Origin of the sequence: Bacillus sp. HU-1818 (assembly GCF_022695965.1) — a bacterium.
GTDB classification, from domain to species: Bacteria; Bacillota; Bacilli; order Bacillales; family Bacillaceae; genus Bacillus; species Bacillus atrophaeus.
In genome coordinates, this window is sequence record NZ_JAAPBE010000002.1 from 838,153 (window position 1) to 856,891 (window position 18,739).

General features: G+C 45.2%; 18 protein-coding genes. 14 read left to right on the forward strand and 4 right to left on the reverse strand.

The window, feature by feature from the left end:
* The first annotated feature begins 57 nt into the window (after nt 1-57).
* From sufC to GXP75_RS09610, 12 genes are all read left to right on the forward strand, one after another.
* Nucleotides 58-843 (forward strand): Fe-S cluster assembly ATPase SufC, encoded by a 786-nt coding sequence (sufC, locus tag GXP75_RS09555; RefSeq protein ID WP_061570628.1) that lies wholly within the window; start codon nt 58-60, stop codon nt 841-843.
* A gap of 17 nt (nt 844-860) precedes the next feature.
* The gene (sufD, locus tag GXP75_RS09560; RefSeq protein WP_061570627.1) at nt 861-2,174 is read left to right on the forward strand and encodes a Fe-S cluster assembly protein SufD; all 1,314 of its coding nucleotides are present in this window, start codon (nt 861-863) and stop codon (nt 2,172-2,174) included.
* Nucleotides 2,174-3,394, forward strand: coding sequence for a cysteine desulfurase SufS (gene sufS / locus GXP75_RS09565; RefSeq protein ID WP_061570626.1), 1,221 nt, complete (start codon nt 2,174-2,176; stop codon nt 3,392-3,394). Before sufD ends, sufS begins: the two co-directional genes overlap by 1 nt.
* Nucleotides 3,384-3,827, forward strand: coding sequence for a Fe-S cluster assembly sulfur transfer protein SufU (sufU, locus tag GXP75_RS09570; RefSeq protein ID WP_003327025.1), 444 nt, complete (start codon nt 3,384-3,386; stop codon nt 3,825-3,827). Before sufS ends, sufU begins: the two co-directional genes overlap by 11 nt.
* Nucleotides 3,828-3,847: 20 nt before the next feature.
* Nucleotides 3,848-5,245 (forward strand): Fe-S cluster assembly protein SufB, encoded by a 1,398-nt coding sequence (gene sufB / locus GXP75_RS09575; RefSeq protein WP_003327026.1) that lies wholly within the window; start codon nt 3,848-3,850, stop codon nt 5,243-5,245.
* A gap of 283 nt (nt 5,246-5,528) precedes the next feature.
* Nucleotides 5,529-6,674: an NAD(P)/FAD-dependent oxidoreductase gene (locus GXP75_RS09580; RefSeq protein ID WP_242556674.1), complete on the forward strand. Its 1,146-nt coding sequence runs from the start codon at nt 5,529-5,531 to the stop codon at nt 6,672-6,674.
* Between the two features lie 76 nt (nt 6,675-6,750).
* Complete coding sequence (locus GXP75_RS09585) at nt 6,751-7,125, forward strand: nucleotide excision repair endonuclease (RefSeq protein WP_214919045.1); 375 nt, start codon at nt 6,751-6,753, stop codon at nt 7,123-7,125.
* A 213-nt stretch (nt 7,126-7,338) separates the two neighbouring features.
* Nucleotides 7,339-8,325 carry an SIS domain-containing protein gene (locus GXP75_RS09590; protein ID WP_242556675.1) on the forward strand — a complete coding sequence of 329 codons (987 nt, stop codon included), beginning with the start codon at nt 7,339-7,341 and terminating at the stop codon, nt 8,323-8,325.
* A gap of 79 nt (nt 8,326-8,404) precedes the next feature.
* Nucleotides 8,405-9,673, forward strand: a complete 1,269-nt coding sequence (locus GXP75_RS09595) for an ABC transporter substrate-binding protein (protein WP_242556676.1) — start codon at nt 8,405-8,407, stop codon at nt 9,671-9,673.
* A gap of 59 nt (nt 9,674-9,732) precedes the next feature.
* Nucleotides 9,733-10,611, forward strand: coding sequence for a carbohydrate ABC transporter permease (locus GXP75_RS09600; RefSeq protein WP_003327032.1), 879 nt, complete (start codon nt 9,733-9,735; stop codon nt 10,609-10,611).
* A 1-nt stretch (nt 10,612) separates the two neighbouring features.
* On the forward strand, nt 10,613-11,512 hold the full coding sequence (locus GXP75_RS09605) for a carbohydrate ABC transporter permease (protein ID WP_010789866.1): 900 nt from the start codon (nt 10,613-10,615) through the stop codon (nt 11,510-11,512).
* A 12-nt stretch (nt 11,513-11,524) separates the two neighbouring features.
* Complete coding sequence (locus GXP75_RS09610; RefSeq protein WP_242556677.1) at nt 11,525-12,379, forward strand: fructoselysine 6-kinase; 855 nt, start codon at nt 11,525-11,527, stop codon at nt 12,377-12,379.
* Nucleotides 12,380-12,409: 30 nt separating this feature from the next.
* Here GXP75_RS09610 and frlR read toward each other — a convergent pair whose 3' ends face one another.
* On the reverse strand, nt 12,410-13,138 hold the full coding sequence (frlR, locus tag GXP75_RS09615) for a transcriptional regulator FrlR (protein ID WP_214919048.1): 729 nt from the start codon (nt 13,136-13,138) through the stop codon (nt 12,410-12,412).
* Nucleotides 13,139-13,318: 180 nt separating this feature from the next.
* On the opposite strand from frlR, the gene GXP75_RS09620 reads away from it, so the two are divergent.
* Nucleotides 13,319-14,428, forward strand: a complete 1,110-nt coding sequence (locus GXP75_RS09620) for an ABC transporter ATP-binding protein (protein ID WP_242556678.1) — start codon at nt 13,319-13,321, stop codon at nt 14,426-14,428.
* 95 nt (nt 14,429-14,523) lie between these two features.
* Here GXP75_RS09620 and GXP75_RS09625 read toward each other — a convergent pair whose 3' ends face one another.
* The 3 genes from GXP75_RS09625 to GXP75_RS09635 all read right to left on the reverse strand — a co-directional run bounded on the left by GXP75_RS09625 (nt 14,524) and on the right by GXP75_RS09635 (nt 17,287).
* Nucleotides 14,524-15,192 (reverse strand): Type 1 glutamine amidotransferase-like domain-containing protein, encoded by a 669-nt coding sequence (locus GXP75_RS09625; RefSeq protein WP_242556679.1) that lies wholly within the window; start codon nt 15,190-15,192, stop codon nt 14,524-14,526.
* Between the two features lie 89 nt (nt 15,193-15,281).
* Nucleotides 15,282-16,154 (reverse strand): endonuclease I family protein, encoded by an 873-nt coding sequence (locus GXP75_RS09630; protein ID WP_242556680.1) that lies wholly within the window; start codon nt 16,152-16,154, stop codon nt 15,282-15,284.
* A 92-nt stretch (nt 16,155-16,246) separates the two neighbouring features.
* On the reverse strand, nt 16,247-17,287 hold the full coding sequence (locus tag GXP75_RS09635; protein WP_242556681.1) for an anthranilate phosphoribosyltransferase: 1,041 nt from the start codon (nt 17,285-17,287) through the stop codon (nt 16,247-16,249).
* A 209-nt stretch (nt 17,288-17,496) separates the two neighbouring features.
* On the opposite strand from GXP75_RS09635, the gene allC reads away from it, so the two are divergent.
* Entirely contained in the window at nt 17,497-18,738 is a 1,242-nt protein-coding gene (gene allC / locus GXP75_RS09640) for an allantoate deiminase (protein ID WP_242556682.1), read from the forward strand.
* The last annotated feature ends 1 nt before the right edge of the window (nt 18,739 follow it).

Below are 18,739 nucleotides of genomic sequence, written 5' to 3' on the forward strand. Positions count from 1 at the left end.
AAAATTAGAATGAGAATAAAATGAGAATAATGATTATATATTTCTGGAGGTATAGATATGGCTGCTTCAACATTAACGATAAAAGATCTTCACGTTGAAATCGAAGGAAAAGAGATCTTAAAAGGGGTAAACCTTGAAATAAAAGGCGGAGAGTTCCACGCTGTAATGGGACCGAATGGTACAGGTAAATCCACATTGTCAGCTGCAATTATGGGACATCCGAAGTACGAGGTAACGAAGGGCAGCATTACGCTTGACGGCAAAGATGTCCTGGAAATGGAAGTGGACGAGCGTGCTCAAGCAGGCCTTTTCTTGGCAATGCAATATCCTAGTGAAATCAGCGGTGTGACAAACGCCGACTTCCTTCGTTCTGCGATCAATGCGCGCAGAGAAGAAGGCGATGAAATTTCTCTTATGAAGTTCATCCGCAAAATGGACGAAAATATGGAGTTCCTTGAGATGGATCCGGAAATGGCACAGCGTTATCTTAACGAAGGTTTCTCCGGCGGTGAGAAAAAACGCAACGAAATCCTTCAGCTTATGATGATTCAGCCGAAAATCGCAATTCTTGATGAAATCGATTCAGGTCTTGATATTGACGCCCTTAAAGTCGTATCAAAAGGCATCAACAGAATGCGCAGTGAGAGTTTCGGCTGCCTGATGATCACTCACTATCAGCGTCTGTTAAACTACATCACACCTGATGTCGTTCACGTAATGATGCAGGGCCGCGTTGTCAAATCAGGCGGTGCAGAGCTTGCACAGCGCCTTGAAGCAGAAGGTTATGACTGGATTAAACAAGAACTTGGCATTGAAGACGAAACTGTTGGCCAAGAAGCGTAAGCGTTAGGGGGATTAACATGACATTAGAAACAAAACTATCCGTAGATCAGGAATATGTCAAAAGCTTTTCTGAAAAGCAGCAAGAACCTGCCTGGCTGAAAAACCTGCGCTTACAGGCTCTTGAACAAGCTGAGGATCTGCCGATGCCAAAGCCTGACAAAACAAAAATCACAAACTGGAACTTTACGCAGTTTGACAAACATACAGTAGACAATGCACCTTTATCTTCATTAGAAGACTTGACCGATGAAGCAAAAGCGCTGATTGACGTTGAAAATGCTGATAAAACGTTATATGTTCAGCGTGATCAGACGCCGGCTTATCTTTCTTTATCACAAGAGCTGAAAGACAAAGGCGTTATTTTCACAGATATTCTGACGGCTGCGCGCGAGCACAGCGATTTAGTTGAAAAATACTTTATGAAGGACGGCGTGAAAGTAGATGAGCATAAATTAACAGCTCTTCACGCGGCACTCGTTAACGGAGGCGCATTCCTTTATGTTCCGAAAAATGTTCAGGTGGAGACGCCGGTTCAAGCTGTTTATGTGCACGAAAGCAATGACACGACACTATTTAACCACGTGCTGATTGTGGCTGAAGATCATAGCTCAGTCACTTATGTGGAAAACTACATCAGTACGGTAAACCCTAAAGAAGCTGTATTCAACATTATCAGTGAAGTCATCACAGGTGATAATGCCAACGTGACATACGGTGCGGTTGATAACTTATCTGCGGGTGTGACAACATACGTGAACCGCCGCGGCGCTGCACGCGGGCGCGACAGCAAAATTGAGTGGGCGCTCGGCTTGATGAATGACGGCGACACCATTTCTGAAAATACCACAAACCTCTACGGAGACGGCACATACGGCGATACGAAAACCGTTGTTGTCGGAAGAGGAGAACAAACACAAAACTTTACGACGCAAATCATTCATTTCGGTAAGGCTTCAGAAGGTTATATCTTGAAGCATGGCGTGATGAAGGATGCCGCTTCTTCGATTTTTAACGGAATCGGCAAAATCGAACACGGCGCGTCTAAAGCAAATGCGGAACAGGAATCCCGTGTGCTTATGCTTAGCGAAAAAGCGCGCGGAGACGCAAACCCTATTCTTTTGATTGACGAAGACGATGTAACTGCAGGACATGCGGCATCTGTCGGCCGTGTGGATCCGATTCAGCTTTACTACTTGATGAGCCGCGGAATCGCTAAAGAAGAAGCAGAACGCTTAGTCATTTACGGGTTCCTTGCGCCGGTAGTAAAAGAACTTCCGATTGAAGGCGTTAAGAAACAGCTTGTTTCTGTTATCGAAAGGAAAGTGAAGTAATGAATATCACAGATATTCGGGAACAGTTCCCGATCCTTCATCAGCAAGTGAACGGACATGATCTCGTCTATTTGGACAGCGCTGCGACTTCCCAGAAGCCGCGCGCTGTTATTGAAGCAGTGGACCAGTATTATAACCATTACAATTCCAACGTCCACCGTGGTGTTCATACACTTGGAACAAAAGCGACAGACGGTTATGAAGGGGCGCGTGAAAAAGTCCGGAAGTTTATTAATGCATCATCCATGCAGGAGATCATTTTTACGAAAGGGACCACGACTTCACTCAATATGGTCGCACTCAGCTATGCCCGCGCCAACTTGAAACAAGGCGATGAAATTGTGATTACCTATATGGAACATCATGCGAACATCATCCCTTGGCAGCAGGCGGCTAAAGCAACAGGCGCAACCTTGAAATATATACCGCTTCAAGAAGACGGCACGCTTTCTTTGGAGGACGTCAAGCAGATCGTGACAAGCAACACAAAAATTGTCGCCGTTTCGCATGTGTCCAACGTGCTCGGCACGATTAATCCAATTAAAGAAATTGCCAAAATCGCTCACGATAACGGAGCTATTATCGTAGTCGACGGGGCGCAAAGCACACCTCACATCAAAATTGACGTGCAGGACCTCGATTGCGACTTCTTTGCACTGTCTTCCCATAAAATGTGCGGCCCTACCGGTATCGGTGTGCTGTACGGAAAGAAAGCCCTGCTTGAAAACATGGAACCTGCTGAATTCGGCGGCGAAATGATTGACTTTGTAGGGTTATACGAATCAACTTGGAAAGAGCTTCCGTGGAAATTTGAAGCGGGCACTCCGATTATCGCGGGCGCGATCGGTTTAGGCGCTGCGATTGATTTTCTTGAAGAGATCGGGCTCGATGAGATTTCCCGCCATGAGCATAAGCTTGCATCCTATGCGCTTGAACGCTTCCGTCAGCTTGACGGCGTAACGGTTTACGGGCCGGAAGAACGTGCGGGATTGGTCACATTTAATCTTGAAGACGTTCATCCGCACGACGTAGCGACTGTTCTTGATTCAGAGGGCATAGCAGTCAGAGCCGGGCATCACTGTGCGCAGCCGCTGATGAAATGGCTGGATGTATCAGCTACTGCGAGAGCGAGCTTTTATCTGTATAATACAGAAGAAGAAATTGATAAACTGGCGGAAGCACTTCAAAAGACAAAGGAGTATTTTACAAATGTCTTTTAATGCAAACCTAGATACATTGTACAGACAGGTAATCATGGATCATTACAAGAACCCGCGAAACAAGGGCGTCTTGGATGACAGCATTGTCGTGGATATGAACAACCCGACATGCGGCGACCGAATCAGACTGACAATGAAACTTGACGGAGACATCGTGGAAGAGGCGAAGTTTGAAGGGGAAGGCTGTTCCATTTCCATGGCATCGGCTTCCATGATGACGCAGGCCATCAAAGGTAAAGATATTGAAACAGCCGTGCGGATGTCGAAGATTTTTTCTGACATGATGCAGGGCAAAGAGTATGATGAATCTATAGATCTCGGGGACATTGAAGCCCTTCAAGGCGTTTCAAAATTCCCTGCCCGTATAAAATGTGCCACCCTCTCATGGAAAGCACTTGAAAAAGGAGTCGCTGGCGAAGAAGGCGGCAATTAAAAGGATTGGAGTGAAAATGGATGGCTAAAAAAATGCCTGATATTGGTGAATACAAATACGGTTTTCACGACAAAGACGTTTCCATTTTCCGTTCAGAGCGCGGATTGACAAAAGAAATCGTAGAAGAAATTTCTCGCATGAAGGATGAGCCGCAGTGGATGCTTGACTTCCGTCTGAAATCTCTTGAGCATTTCTACAACATGCCGATGCCTCAATGGGGCGGAGATTTGAACGCCCTTAACTTTGACGAAATTACGTACTACGTAAAACCGTCTGAGCGTTCAGAACGTTCTTGGGATGAAGTGCCGGAAGAAATTAAGCAAACGTTCGACAAGCTTGGAATTCCTGAAGCTGAGCAAAAATACCTTGCGGGTGTTTCTGCGCAGTACGAATCTGAAGTGGTTTACCACAACATGAAAGAAGACCTTGAAGCTCAAGGAATCGTGTTCAAAGACACAGACAGCGCGCTTAAAGAAAATGAAGATATTTTCCGCGAGCACTGGGCGAAAGTGATTCCGCCGACTGATAACAAGTTTGCGGCGCTTAACTCAGCTGTATGGTCAGGCGGATCTTTCATCTACGTGCCTAAAGGCGTGAAAGTGGATACACCGCTTCAAGCGTATTTCCGCATCAACTCTGAGAATATGGGTCAGTTTGAACGTACGTTAATCATCGTGGATGAAGAAGCGAGCGTTCATTACGTAGAAGGCTGTACAGCGCCTGTTTACACAACAAACTCACTTCACAGTGCGGTTGTTGAAATCATCGTCAAAAAAGGCGGCTACTGCCGTTATACGACGATTCAAAACTGGGCGAACAACGTCTTCAACCTTGTGACGAAGCGTACGGTTTGCGAAGCGAACGCAACGATGGAATGGGTGGACGGAAACATCGGTTCTAAATTGACGATGAAATACCCTGCTGTCATCCTTAAAGGAGAAGGCGCGCGCGGTATGACACTATCTATCGCTCTTGCCGGTAAAGGGCAGCATCAGGATGCAGGAGCGAAAATGATTCACCTTGCACCGAATACGTCATCCACGATCGTGTCAAAATCCATTTCGAAACAAGGCGGAAAAGTGACTTACCGCGGTATCGTTCATTTCGGACGCAAAGCGGAAGGCGCACGCTCAAACATCGAATGTGACACACTTATCATGGATAACAAATCAACATCAGATACGATCCCTTACAACGAAATCTTAAATGATAACATTTCATTGGAGCACGAAGCGAAGGTTTCAAAAGTATCTGAAGAACAGCTCTTCTACTTGATGAGCCGAGGCATTTCTGAAGAAGAAGCAACAGAAATGATCGTTATGGGCTTCATCGAGCCATTCACAAAAGAGCTTCCGATGGAATACGCAGTTGAAATGAACCGCTTGATTAAGTTCGAGATGGAAGGCTCAATCGGTTAATCAGCCTGTAATAAAAAGGACGTGACTGGGAATACCAGTTCATGTCCTTTTTTATATGAACCGCTTTGTGAGATTGGAGCCGCACAATGGATTGTCAGACAAACAAGCGGAGTCACCACGTATAAATCGGCCTTCCTGGCTGGATCATTGTGCTGTTTGTTTTTTTATTATTTTACATCAGGAGCGGGGCGAGCCCATTCACTTGCGATGTGAATCCGCGCGCTTGTTTTGTTAAAATAAATAAGGCTATAAAAAAGATTCAACATAGAAAAGGTGTTAAAAGATGAAAACGTATATTGTAGTCGGCGCCGGCATTCTCGGTGCATCAACAGCCTATCATCTTGCTAAAGCGGGTGCGCGAGTAACGTTAGTTGACCGAAAAGAGCCCGGACAAGCCACTGCCGCAGCGGCTGGGATTGTCTGTCCTTGGCTTTCGCAGCGCCGCAATCAGGACTGGTACAGGCTCGCCAAAGGCGGAGCCCGGTATTATGCTGATTTAATCAAACAATTAGAAGAGGATGGAGAGACGGATACGGGGTATAAACGAGTTGGCGCGATCAGCATCCATACAGATGCCGCGAAGCTTGATAAGATGGAAGAACGGGCGTATAAGCGGCGTGAGGATGCACCGGAGATCGGTGAGATTACCCGCTTGTCTGCGGATGAAACAAAGAAGCTGTTTCCGCTTTTATCAGAGGAGTATGAATCGGTTCATATCAGCGGTGCGGCCCGTGTAAACGGAAGAGCGCTATGCCGGTCTCTTGTAAGCGCGGCGAGAAAACATGGCGCCGTTATTCTATACGATAATGCCAAATTGTTGTATGAAGGCAATCACGTTCGCGGAATAGAAATGGAAAAGGAGACGCTGCTTGCAGATCAGGTGATTGTAACAGCGGGTGCTTGGGCAAGTGAGATTTTGAAGCCGCTGGGCATGGATTTTCAAGTAACATACCAAAAAGCGCAAATCGTCCATTTCGAAATGCCTGATAATGATACAGGCGAATGGCCGGTGGTCATGCCGCCAAGTGACCAATACCTCCTCGCGTTCGCTAACGGCCGGATCGTAGCGGGAGCGACACACGAAAACGAGGCAGAACTTGGGGACTGCCGGGTGACAGCGGGAGGAGTCTCCGACATTTTAAACAAAGCGATGACAATCGCGCCCGGACTTTCAGAAAGCACGATACTTGAGGCAAGAGTGGGATTCCGACCGTTTACGCCTGGTTTTCTGCCTGTAATCGGAGCGCTGCCGAATGTGAAAGGCTTGCTGATCGCCAATGGACTCGGGGCTTCAGGGATGACGAGCGGGCCTTTTTTGGGTGCAGAACTTGCAAAGCTTGCGCTCGGAAAGCAGACAGAATTGGACCTTAGTCATTATGATCCTGCCGGCGCCTTGCATAATAATCAGAAACATAACAAACAAATATAAAAGCAAGCCGTTGTAGCTTTTCTTTTCTACCTGTGTTAGCATTTACCTTTAATGAAAAAGAGGACGTGAACTGATTTTGATAAAAATTGATATACCTGCTCCAAATGTAACCATTACCGAACGGCAGCAGTCAGCGAATGAAAACGAACCGAAAATAAAGCCGATTCACGGTTTCATTGACTTTCATCAGATTCCAAGAGATAAAGGCGGCATCTTTATGTTTTATAACATTAATGATGAGCTGCTTTTTGTCGGCAAAGCAAGAAAGTTAAGACAGCGAATCAAAAAGCATTTCGAAGACAATGTGTCACCAATCAAACAGCACAGAGACGAAGTGTATAAGATTGAAGTATGTTTAGTTGAAAATCCTATGGATAGAGAAATTTACGAAACATATATGATCAACACACTTCAATCGAAATACAACATAGACAAAGTATTCTATAAATAAGCCATCAGTCTGCGGATTGATAACAAAGCCAGAGCTTTTTCTAAGCTCTGGCTTTTGCATGAGAAATAATGGGACATTCGTCATCATTAAAAACATAACATAAATTTTTGAGAAATTTCAGAAAATAATATTGACAACGATCACCTCTGCCTATTAATATAACAATATATAATGTTATATAACGTTATATAATAAAAAAGGGGAGTGAAGGATTTGAGTCAGGCCACAGCAAAAGTAAATCGTCAGGTTCAAGCTTTTTTGCAGGATTTGAAAGGGAAGACAATTGACCATGTATTCTTCGTCGCATGCGGAGGGTCTTCGGCTATCATGTATCCGAGTAAATATGTGTTTGACAGAGAGGCAAAAGCCATCAGCTCCGATCTGTACAGCTCGAATGAATTTATCCGCCGCAACCCGGTTCAGCTTGGGGAGAAATCACTCGTCATATTGTGTTCTCATTCAGGGAATACACCGGAAACAGTAAAGGCCGCAGCTTTTGCCAGATCAAAAGGCGCGCTTACGATCGCAATGACCTTTAAACCGGATTCTCCATTGGCGCAGGAGGCCCAATATGTGGCCCAATATGATTGGGGAGATGAGGCACAGGCGATCAACACCAACTATGGGGTGCTTTATCAAATCGTCTTCGGCGCCTTGCAAGTGTTAGAACAGCATACGAAATTTGAACAAGCGATAGATGGGTTAGATAAGCTGCAAGCCGTGTATGACGAAGCGCTGAAGCAGGAGTCAGGAAACGCGCAGCAATTTGCTAAGACACACGAAAAAGAAAACATCATTTATACAATGGCGAGCGGTGCAAACTACGGTGTCGCCTACTCCTACAGCATCTGCATTCTCATGGAAATGCAATGGATTCATTCCCACGCTATTCATGCCGGAGAATATTTTCACGGACCGTTTGAAATTATTGATGAATCAGTTCCTTTTATCATCCTGCTCGGCTTAGACGAAACAAGACCGCTTGAAGAGCGGGCGCTTTCCTTCTCGAAAAAATATGGCAAAAAGCTGACGGTTCTGGATGCTGCCGCTTATGACTTCTCCGCAATTGACGATTCAGTTAAGGGTTATCTTGCTCCGCTTGTGCTGAATCGTGTGTTGAGAAGCTATGCAGATTCATTGGCTGAAGTGAGAAATCATCCTTTATCTCATAGAAGATACATGTGGAAGGTAGAGTATTGATCTGAAAAATGGATATATTATGCATCAGACTATAATGTTATATAACATTATAGTCTGATATCCATAGGAGGCCAACCCTTTGAAAAAATTTGTTTTCTTCCTAGTTATTGCGTCCGTATGTATGCTTGCCATCTCCGGCTGTTCAAGCCAAAGCAGCTCTTCAGATGGAAAGGTCACATTAAAGTTTTTCCACAGATGGCCGAAAGAGCCCGAAAGACGCTATTTTGAAGAAGTCGTGAAGGAATTTGAAAAAGAGCATCCGGATATTCATATTCAAACTGAAGCGGTTCTGAATGATTCGTATAAGGATAAAATCAAGGTTATGCTGGGAACAAGCAGTCCGCCTGATGTTTTCTTCTCTTGGAGTGACGAGTTTGCTGCTAAGTTCATCAGAGGAAACAAGGCGCTGGATCTCTCTTCCTACTACAAAAATGATACAAAATGGTCGTCCCAGCTAGTGGGGACACAAATTAAGCCGTTTACTTATGAAGAAAAAGAATATGGCGTACCTTGGCAAATGGATGCCAAATCGTTTTTTTACAATAAGGACATTTTTGAAAAGCTTAATTTGAAGCCGCCTTCCACATGGGAAGAATTGATCAAAGTGTCAAAAAAGCTGAAAGCAAACGGCTATACACCGATCAGTTTCGGCACAAAGGCGCCATGGACGATCTCCCATTATATCGGCACGCTGAATCAGCGGATGGTGGACGAAAAAACGAGAGAACGGGATTACGACGCAAAAACAGGAGAATTTACGGATGAAGGTTATATAAAGGCTCTCGAGAAGCTGAAAGAGCTAATGCCTTACTTTAACGAGCATGTAAATTCCATTGATCATGAGTACGCAAGACAGCAGTTTAAAAGCGGCAAATCGGCGATGATGTATGCCGAAACAGCAGAAATCAAGCTGGTTGAGCCCGTTAAATTAGGCTTATTTTCATTCCCTGACATAACAGGACAAAAAGGATCGTCCAATGCGCTGACCGGCGCTCCAGAAGGATTTATGATCTCCTCCAAAACAAAGCATCCGAAAGAAGCAATGGAATTTTTACAATTTTTGACCTCGAAAAAAATGGGTGAAAAGCTGGTCAAGGATGTCGGCAAATACAGCGCAGTGCAAGGAACGGCAACAGAGGAAAATTCCACAGCGACGCAGCGTGAAGCCGTCCAGCAAATCATTGATGCCGACTCAATGGTGTCTTGGTTTGATATGGATGTTGATGTGGAAATCGCGGATGTGTACTTGAGCAGTATCCAGCAAATGCTCGGAGGCGATATGACGCCGGCTGAGGTGATGAAGTCCGTACAAAAAGCAGCCAAACAAGTGAGAGAGGCTGCTGAATAAACCGAAGAAAAGGTGGGACACTCACGCCTTTTCTTTTTATAAAGGAGATGAGTTTAGCCTTGGTCAACCAAAATAGAATAATCCCCTATTTGTTTTTACTGCCCGCTCTTGTTTTTTTACTATTCGTTTACATTCCGATCTTTGAAAATATCTTCCTCAGCTTGTTTCAATGGAGTTCTTTTTCTCCAGAAAAAACGTTTATTGGCCTTAAAAATTATAGTGATTTGTTTCATGACCCTGTCTTTTACAAGGCGCTCACCAATAATGTCCTTTATGCCGTTATATCTATCGTCTGCCAAGTATTTGGCGGTTTGATATTGGCGGCGGTGCTGGAAGACAGGCTGGTAAGAAAATGGTCGCCTTTTTTTCGTACGGTGTTTTTCCTTCCCGTTGTCATCTCTATGACGGTCATCGCCCTGTTGTTTGACTTCATTTATAATCCTGAGATCGGGCTTTTAAACCAGCTGTTGGAGGCTGTCGGGCTTGACCAGTTTACGAGGGCGTGGCTTGGGGATGACAGCACCGCTATGATGTCGGTTATTTTTGTTTCCCAATGGCAGTCTGTCGGTTATATCGCTATGCTTTACATCGTGTCCATTCAAAAAATTCCTGATGAATTGTACGAGGCGGCCCGGCTTGACGGCGCGGGCAAACTCCAGCAATTTTTTCATATTACAGTGCCCCAGACAAAGGAGATGTCGTTTGTTGCAGTGGTCATGACGCTGACGGGCGCCTTTACGGTGTTTAACGAGCCGTATATTCTGACAGGCGGCGGCCCGGGGAACGCATCCGAAGTGTTAAGCACCTTTTTATATAAAAGCGCCTTTACAAAGGATATGATGGGCTATGCGTCCGCGATTGCCACGGTTGTTTTACTCATCACGCTCACATTGTCGCTTATGCAGATGAAATTCTTTAACACAGGAAAGGAGGATTAATATGCTGCCTCAGAAGACTGATTCATTCCAATTAGATCCCGTGCCGGACCGGCAGACAGAAGGAAAAAGAACGGCCAAACGAAAATGGTACGCCGGAGAAACATCAGTGTGGATTTTTTTGTTTATTTATCTGATTGCGATTGCGTATCCGCTTCTTTGGATGGTCATGAGCTCCTTTAAAAGCTCTGAAGATATCTTTGCGAACAGCTGGTCTTTGCCGTCAGAATGGCACTTTGAAAACTATGCGTCCGCCTGGAATCAGGGTATTTCCTCATACTTTATGAACAGTGTCATCGTAACGGTGCTGACTTGTCTTATCACCGTGTTTGTCAGCGCATGGGCGGCGTATGGACTTTCGAGATTCCAATTCAAAGGCAAGGGGTTCTTTTTAGTGATTTGTCTCGGCGGTTTGATGCTGACGCCGCAGGTCAGCCTTGTGCCGCTCTATTCGATTATTCAGTCGCTGGGGCTTTACAATACGTATTGGGCGCTGATATTGCCGTATGCCGCCTATCGAATTCCATTTACTATCATCCTGATCCGCTCATATTTTCTTTCCATTTCTAAAGAACTGGAGGAAGCGGCTTATTTGGATGGGTGTACAAGTATTGGAGTTTTTTTCAGAATATTCTTGCCAATGAGTGTGCCGATTTTGGTCACTTCCGGAATATTGACCGCTTATCATACATGGAATGAATTTATGTTTGCGATTATTTTCATTGACGATGAGAATTTACGGACGATTCCGGCCGGGCTGATGCAGTTCAGGGATGCGCTTCAAACGGATTGGGGCGTCTTGTTAGCTGGTTTAACCATTTCGGCCGCTCCGATTATTATCTTATTTTTATTGATGCAGAAGTATTTTGTCCGCGGTATTGCAAACGGAAGTGTAAAAGGATGAAGGAGGAACACGATGAAACTCATTGCTGTAGGAGATAATGTGGTGGATTATTATCAGGATCAGGAGACGTTTTATCCCGGAGGAAATGCTTTGAATGTGGCGGTGCTGGCTAAGCGTTTGGGGCACGCCGCTTCTTATATCGGCATTGTCGGAAACGATGAAGCTGCTTCGCACATTGTGAAAGTGCTGAAGAAAGAAAAAGTGAATACAGATCACCTTCGGCAGGCTTTCGGCGAAAATGGAATGGCGGTTGTCACCCTTGATGAGAGAGGAGACAGAGTATTCGTCAAATCAAATAAAGGCGGCATACAGTCACGTCTAAAGATTGTTTTTCAGGAGCATGATTTGTCGTTTGCGGCAGAGCACGATTTGCTGCATACAAGCGTCTACAGCCGTATCGAGAATGATCTGCCCCAACTGAGCCTGCTGCTTCCGGTCTCCTTTGATTTTTCCACAAATCGCGAGGAGGAGTATATGAAGAAGGTTTGTCCTTACGTGACTTACGCGTTTTTTTCAGGAAGCGATCTGAGCGAAACAGAGTGCCGTCAGCTTGCGGAGAAGGCTCATCAGTACGGGGCGAAAATGGTTTGTATGACCAGAGGGGAGCATGGCGCCGTTTTATATGCGGACGGGCGCATTCATTATCAGCCAATTGTTGAAACTGATATAATAGATACACTTGGAGCGGGAGATTCATTTATTGCAGGTTTTTTGACGTCCTTTTATGAAAAACAGGACATCTCTTGCGCTTTACATGAAGCGGCGCAGACGGCTGCAAAGACGTGCGGCGTTTACGGGGCCTTCGGTTACGGCCATCCTTATAAACTCGATGGCGGAAAAGGCAGTGAAAAAACGAGAATACTATAATATTTTAGCAGTGTCTCGTTTTTATGCACGTTATGTGTAAGGGCTGTCGATGGTAAATGTCACCCTGTTTGTATGCATCATAAACAGTGAGCAGTAAATCGGCTGATCTTTTGACATAAATGCCGTTTTGTCGATTTCAAACAGTGCGTCTCCGATATCGCAGGCCAGATACCGGCTTTCCTCTTGTTTGGCATATACCACGTTTAAGAGCTTTGTATTATGAGTGGGGACGACTTGGTATTGCTGCTTTAAAATATCATGCATGGAAACACCGTCACTGATAAATCGGCCGATATCGGGAAACAAAGCAAGCGGATAATGGGTGATTTCAAAGGATAGCGGCTGATCTTCATTGTATAAAATACGTTTTAACTCGACGACTGTGCTTTCCGGTTCAATTTGAAGCTTTGCGGCAATGGGTTTAGGCGCTGATATGACCTCATGGGAAAGGACTTGATGTTTTGGTTTTTTTCCGGTTGACTCCATAAATTCGGAATAGCCGTTGACAGCGATCAGCTCTCTTTTTAATTTAGGGCTTTTGACAAATGTTCCTTTTCCCTGCTGCCTGACAAGATAGCCTTCATCGACAAGATCGAGAATGGCTTTTCTGACGGTGATGCGGCTGACATTGTATTTGCTGCACAGTTCACTTTCAGTCGGCAGCTTAATGGAAGGGGAATATATGCCTTTTTTAATGTCATCTGTGAGGATTTGTTTTAACTGGATGTATAAAGGTTTAGAGCTTCCGTTATTTAACAAGGGATGAACCTCCTTTAAGCGATTATCATCATTATAATGTATTATGATGTTATAATACAAATTTGCGTTTCATCTAGAAATATGGAAATGGAACACTATAAAAATAACAGAAAGAGCAAAGTGTTTCCAGTGGCGAAATAGTGTCGGCATCATTTGAAAAAGACGGGGGAGTGTTTTCAGATGGCTTCGTTAACATTTGAACATATAAAAAAGACGTACGGTTCCCAGAGCAATTTAACGGTGAAGGATTTTGATCTGGAAGTAAGGGATAAGGAACTGTTGGTGCTGGTCGGTCCGTCGGGCTGCGGAAAATCAACGACACTAAGGATGGTGGCCGGTTTAGAAAGCATTTCTGAAGGAAGCCTCTATATCGGCGGACAATTGGTCAATGATATGCCGCCGAAAGAAAGAGATATCGCAATGGTTTTTCAAAACTATGCACTTTATCCGCATATGACGGTATTTGATAATATGGCGTTTGGTTTAAAGCTTAGAAAAATGCGAAAAAAAGAAATCGCGGAGCGGGTGCACGCCGCAGCAAACATTTTGGAGATTGAGCATCTGCTGAAACGAAAACCGAAGGCTCTTTCAGGGGGACAGCGGCAGCGAGTGGCGCTCGGCCGGTCAATCGTACGCGAGCCGAAGGTGTTTTTAATGGACGAGCCGCTGTCCAATTTGGACGCAAAGCTTCGGGTGACGATGCGGACGGAGATCAGCAAGCTTCATCAGCGCTTGGAAGCGACTATTATTTATGTGACACACGACCAGACGGAAGCGATGACGATGGGCGACCGGATCGTTGTCATGAATGAAGGCGACATTCAGCAGGTAGCGAGCCCTCATGATATTTATCATTATCCGGCAAACTTATTTGTAGCGGGATTTATCGGCTCACCCGGCATGAATTTTCTGAAGGGAGTCATTGAAGAGAAGCATGGAGAACTGTTTTTTTCAAATCCAGCCGTCCGCCTGCTCATTCCCAAAATGAAAGGCAAGCTGTTGAAGGTAAAGGGATATGTCGGAGAAGAAATGATAGCGGGTGTGCGGCCGGAGCATATAACCCATGTGGCGGAGCAGAAAAAGCCGTTTGCCTCATCTTTTAAAGCAAGGGTTGAAGTGAATGAAAATCTGGGTTCAGAGCTGATTGTGCATGTTTCCGCAGGGGACGAGCGGCTGACAGTGCGGCTTGACGGCAGTACCAGCCTTGCAGCGGGCGATTCGATTCAGCTTGCGGTGAAAATGGACAAAGCGGTCTTCTTTGACGCTGATACAGAACAGGCTGTTTATTAAAAAAAGGACGCCGCTTTTTGAGCTAAGCAGTTCGATAATGTGGAGAAAATAAATTCGCGCATAAAAACGCTTGGATGATTGGTCCAAGCGTTCCCTTACTTTATAAAATGATCGTGATAGATAACGGTCTTGCGTTCTCCCTTATATACATAGGCAGGTTTGGTTCCAATGACTTGTATACTCGTATCACTGACTAAAATACCTGTTTCTTCTGGTAAAGATATAACAGGAGCTTTATATTCTTTAACATACTTTTTTATCAATGGGTCATTTTCATGTTTGTAGTGACACCAAATAGAGTATTCTTTTACAAGTTCTAAACCATTAAACTTGTTTAATCCAACTTGGTTAGGATCCATATGTGAACATGTCATTATATGTTTACCAAGAATGATGGCGCCGGCACTTCCGCCATAGACTATGCCATCATTTTCTGTATAGCCTTTTAAAACCTCGATGAAAGCAGTATCAATGAATTTTTTTAGTAAACTAAAAGTATTTCCTCCTCCGATGTATACTGCCGAAAAATCATCCAGATCTTGAATGCTCTTGTCTTTAACGTTAGTCCACATGGTGATGTCTTTTATACCTAACGGATTAAAAAGCCTGTTTATCCACTCAAAACAATCAGCAAATTGGGAAGTATCCATTGCAATAGGAATATACAATAAAGGCTTATCTTTTTCTAATTCTTTTACAAAACGTTTATCTATTGTTTGAGTTTGGCCAGCATCTCCGCCTCCAGAAAGAAATAATGTCCCCATAAAAACCCTCATTCAATTAAACTTATAACGATTTCAAATTTATAAAAGGGATTAGTTGGCTTGAATTTCGAGCGGGCACCCTTTTTGTTTTACGGCCAAATCTCGTCCGCCCATTCCGGGTGGTCGATGAAAGGATTGCGATTATGCTGAAATTCATCGTAAATGATATCATTTCTTCTTCGTTCGGAGTCGTCAACAGGGTCTTGCTTGTTCCATTCGAGAAGAACGGATTGTTTGCCATGATAGGGTGAAGAACCGTTTCCTGTTTTATCATTCAGTTCAAGGTCCGGGTACCCGTCATCTCCCTCATAGCGGACAGCCATGTAAAAAAGCATGCGCGCCACATCGCCTTTCACCTCATCGCGAGGCTCCCATGAGTCTCCGTCATAATAATTTCCCGGTGCTTTTGGGTGTTCGCTTCCTCCGTTGTCAAAATCCATATTTCCTCTGGCGCTGTTGACTTGCACGTCAGCAGGACGCAAATGATGGATGTCTGTGCCAGGGCCTTTGCTTGTACCGAACCCGCCATGGGATTTGGCCCATATATGCTCCCGGTTCCAGTCGCCGACACTGCCGCCGTTCAGGCTTTTCGCACGAGATTCATTTGTATAGAGCAAGATGACATTGTTCGGATTTGCGGGATCTTCATCCGTTTCTTTCAATGCTGTCCACACGTCGCTGTATGACAGCATCGTATGCCCGCTGATGATGCGGTGCAGGGCACTTTTTAATGCTTCACCGCTTTTCCCCTCAGCCGTTTCATAATAAGTATCCGTATCAGCAGACGGGGCAGCGGGGGCTGGAGCAGCTGATGAAAAGATGTTTTTAAAACCGGCCGAAGCATAGACCAATCGGCTGTTCAGGCTGTTATCAGCTTGAACGCTTGCTGATGCTGACGGCGCAAATCCTCCGAAAATAAGCAATGTACAGACGAACGGCAAAACCCATAATTTTTTAGTCATCACTTGCCCTCCTTTTCTCTATTATCTAAAAGATGCTAGGAGGAAGAAAGTTAAGTTTTGTGTATTTTTATATAAAAATGTAAATTGGTTCCTTAGTATGAACCGGAAATCCATCTTTCCAGTATCCTTAGTCCTTGTTTTTGGCGGAGCTGGGATTCTGCCAGCTCCGCTCCTTCTTCAATCGAAGCGGTATGGCCGAATAAATAGTAACGGAGGGCGGCATTCATTAAGACTTGCTTTCTTTCATAGTCCAATGAAGGATCTTCGCTACCGCTCAAGAGCGCTGTTATTTTTTCAGCCTGGCTCTCGGCAGTCAGTGCTTTATCAAAAGCTGCTTCATCCGCTTTCAGTCCGTAATCTTCCGGCTTCAGAATAAAGGATGACATGTCGCTTCCGGTGATGGTGAAAACAAAACTGTTGCGATGAACAGGAACATCCTCTGATCCTTCCGCTCCTTGGACAATAAACGCTTGTTCATAGCGGAGCTTTTCAAAAACGGGATATATATTTTGGATGGCAGTCCGATGGAACGCGCCCATCATGATATTGGCGGCTCCAGCGTAATTCAGTAATTTTTCGGCAGTGTTTAATACGGTGCGGACGCCAATGTCATCACGGATGGTTCTGAAACGGCTGAACGGCTGCCAAAATATTTCGGCGGAAGCAAAGCCGATGTTCAGCTCCTTGACCGTTTTTGCTGTTTGTTCCGGTGAAGCGTCTGTCTTCACGCCAAGCTTGTCTAAGACAGCTTTAATACTGGTCGCGTATTTTGGCGGAAGGGCGTCGCTGCTGTGGAGAAAAGCTGGGATTCCGCTTTCCGCAAGTAAAATAGATACGGGGATGGTTGCCAAAAAGGACTGCCTTCCGGTATAAGGGCCTGCAAAGTCTATGACACTGTTTCGAATATCAGACGGCAGTTGAAGTACGGCTGCGCCGGCTCTCATTGCTTCCGTAATGGCGAGCAGTTCGTCAGGCGTTTCCGTTTTGATCCGTTCGGCAATGAGAAATGCGGTGATTTGCACATCAGTCGCTTCTTCTGAAAACAATGTTTCTGCCGCAAGCTTAGCCTGTTCGTATGATAAATCTTTTGCTCCTCTTTTTCCTCTTGCCACTTCTTTTATCCATTGCTGCATGTATGATTCTCTCCCTTATTAAAACGATTAACTTGACTGTACATGAAAATGGCGGACATCGGTAGAGAAGGATTTTGATTTTTTACAAGAGTCAGCTATTTTGACTAAAAATTAAAAGATTTTTTGGTTTATTTGTCAATGAACACCGGCCGTTCTCCTTCTATAATGAAGGCACGATACGCGTTTTTTCAAACAAGAGGGGGGATTTTATGGATCATCGGCCGCAGCTTTCAGTCAAAAACGGCATCGCCGATTATATAGAATGGCTGTCTCAATATGGCGCATCCGCAGAAGGAGGCGTAACGAGGCTTTTGTACACAAAAGCTTGGATGGACGCACAGCTTGCAGTAAAAAGTGAAATGACTTCATTAGGCTTTGAAACAAGTTTCGACGACGTCGGCAATGTATATGGGAAGCTATCGGGCTCGCAATATCCCGCTGATATTATCATGACAGGGTCCCACATTGACACAGTGGTGAATGGAGGGAAATATGACGGCGCATACGGCGTGCTCGCGGGACTGCTTGCTCTGAAACAGCTCAAGGACACATACGGAGCACCGAAGAAAACACTTGAAGTTGTTTCATTATGCGAGGAAGAGGGAAGCCGTTTTCCCCTGACGTATTGGGGATCAGGCAGTGTGACGGGTACATTTGCCCTTGGTGATGCAGCAGGGCCAAGCGATGGGGCCGGTGTTTCCTTGCAAGCTGCCATGCTGGAAAACGGATTCGGAAAAGGAGCTTTCAGGCCGGCGCACCGTACTGATATCAGCGCATTTATTGAGGTTCATATTGAACAGGGGCAGACGCTTGAACAGTCGGGGGCTGATATTGGGGTGGTCACGAGTATAGCCGGACAAAAGCGTTATCTGGTGACGCTTGAAGGTGAATGCAACCATGCCGGAACGACTTCTATGAAATGGCGCAAAGATCCTCTCGTCACAAGCAGCCGCATTATTCAGGAGCTGGTCATCCGGGCTGGCAGGCATCCGGAAGAACTTCGATTGACTTGCGGGAAAATGAATGTAGAGCCTAATATGCCGAATGTTATACCGGGCCGGGTCCAGTTTTCTATTGACATTCGGCATCAAGAGCAAGAAGTGCTGAAGGAATTCCATGACGAGCTTGTTTCCGTTATCCGCAGAATAAGCGATGAAAAAGGAATCTGCGCCGTTATTGATGAATACATGAGCATTGAGCCGGTGCCGATGGATCAGACACTGAAGGCCGCCGCTTTGCAAACGGCAGCGGAGAACCGGATCAGCTGTGAAGAAATCGTCAGCGGAGCGGGACATGATGCGCAAATGATTGGCAGGCGATTCCCTGCTTGTATGCTGTTTGTGCCCAGCCAAGGCGGCATCAGCCATTCACCGCGAGAGTTTACATCCGCCAGGCAGCTTGACATCGGAGTCCGCGTCTTAACCGATTTATTGTATAAACTGGCTTACTGAA

What these genes read in the sequence shown, in the direction of transcription:
- sufD (WP_061570627.1), top strand. Translation starts at nt 861, where the DNA reads ATGACATTAGAAACAAAACTATCCGTAGATCAGGAATATGTCAAAAGC.
- GXP75_RS09620 (WP_242556678.1), top strand. Translation starts at nt 13,319, where the DNA reads ATGGCTTCGTTAACATTTGAACATATAAAAAAGACGTACGGTTCCCAG.
- GXP75_RS09610 (WP_242556677.1), top strand. Translation starts at nt 11,525, where the DNA reads ATGAAACTCATTGCTGTAGGAGATAATGTGGTGGATTATTATCAGGAT.
- GXP75_RS09635 (WP_242556681.1), bottom strand. Translation starts at nt 17,287, where the DNA reads ATGCAGCAATGGATAAAAGAAGTGGCAAGAGGAAAAAGAGGAGCAAAA.
- allC (WP_242556682.1), top strand. Translation starts at nt 17,497, where the DNA reads ATGGATCATCGGCCGCAGCTTTCAGTCAAAAACGGCATCGCCGATTAT.
- sufB (WP_003327026.1), top strand. Translation starts at nt 3,848, where the DNA reads ATGGCTAAAAAAATGCCTGATATTGGTGAATACAAATACGGTTTTCAC.
- GXP75_RS09630 (WP_242556680.1), bottom strand. Translation starts at nt 16,154, where the DNA reads ATGACTAAAAAATTATGGGTTTTGCCGTTCGTCTGTACATTGCTTATT.
- GXP75_RS09580 (WP_242556674.1), top strand. Translation starts at nt 5,529, where the DNA reads ATGAAAACGTATATTGTAGTCGGCGCCGGCATTCTCGGTGCATCAACA.
- sufC (WP_061570628.1), top strand. Translation starts at nt 58, where the DNA reads ATGGCTGCTTCAACATTAACGATAAAAGATCTTCACGTTGAAATCGAA.
- sufS (WP_061570626.1), top strand. Translation starts at nt 2,174, where the DNA reads ATGAATATCACAGATATTCGGGAACAGTTCCCGATCCTTCATCAGCAA.
- sufU (WP_003327025.1), top strand. Translation starts at nt 3,384, where the DNA reads ATGTCTTTTAATGCAAACCTAGATACATTGTACAGACAGGTAATCATG.
- GXP75_RS09625 (WP_242556679.1), bottom strand. Translation starts at nt 15,192, where the DNA reads ATGGGGACATTATTTCTTTCTGGAGGCGGAGATGCTGGCCAAACTCAA.
- GXP75_RS09605 (WP_010789866.1), top strand. Translation starts at nt 10,613, where the DNA reads ATGCTGCCTCAGAAGACTGATTCATTCCAATTAGATCCCGTGCCGGAC.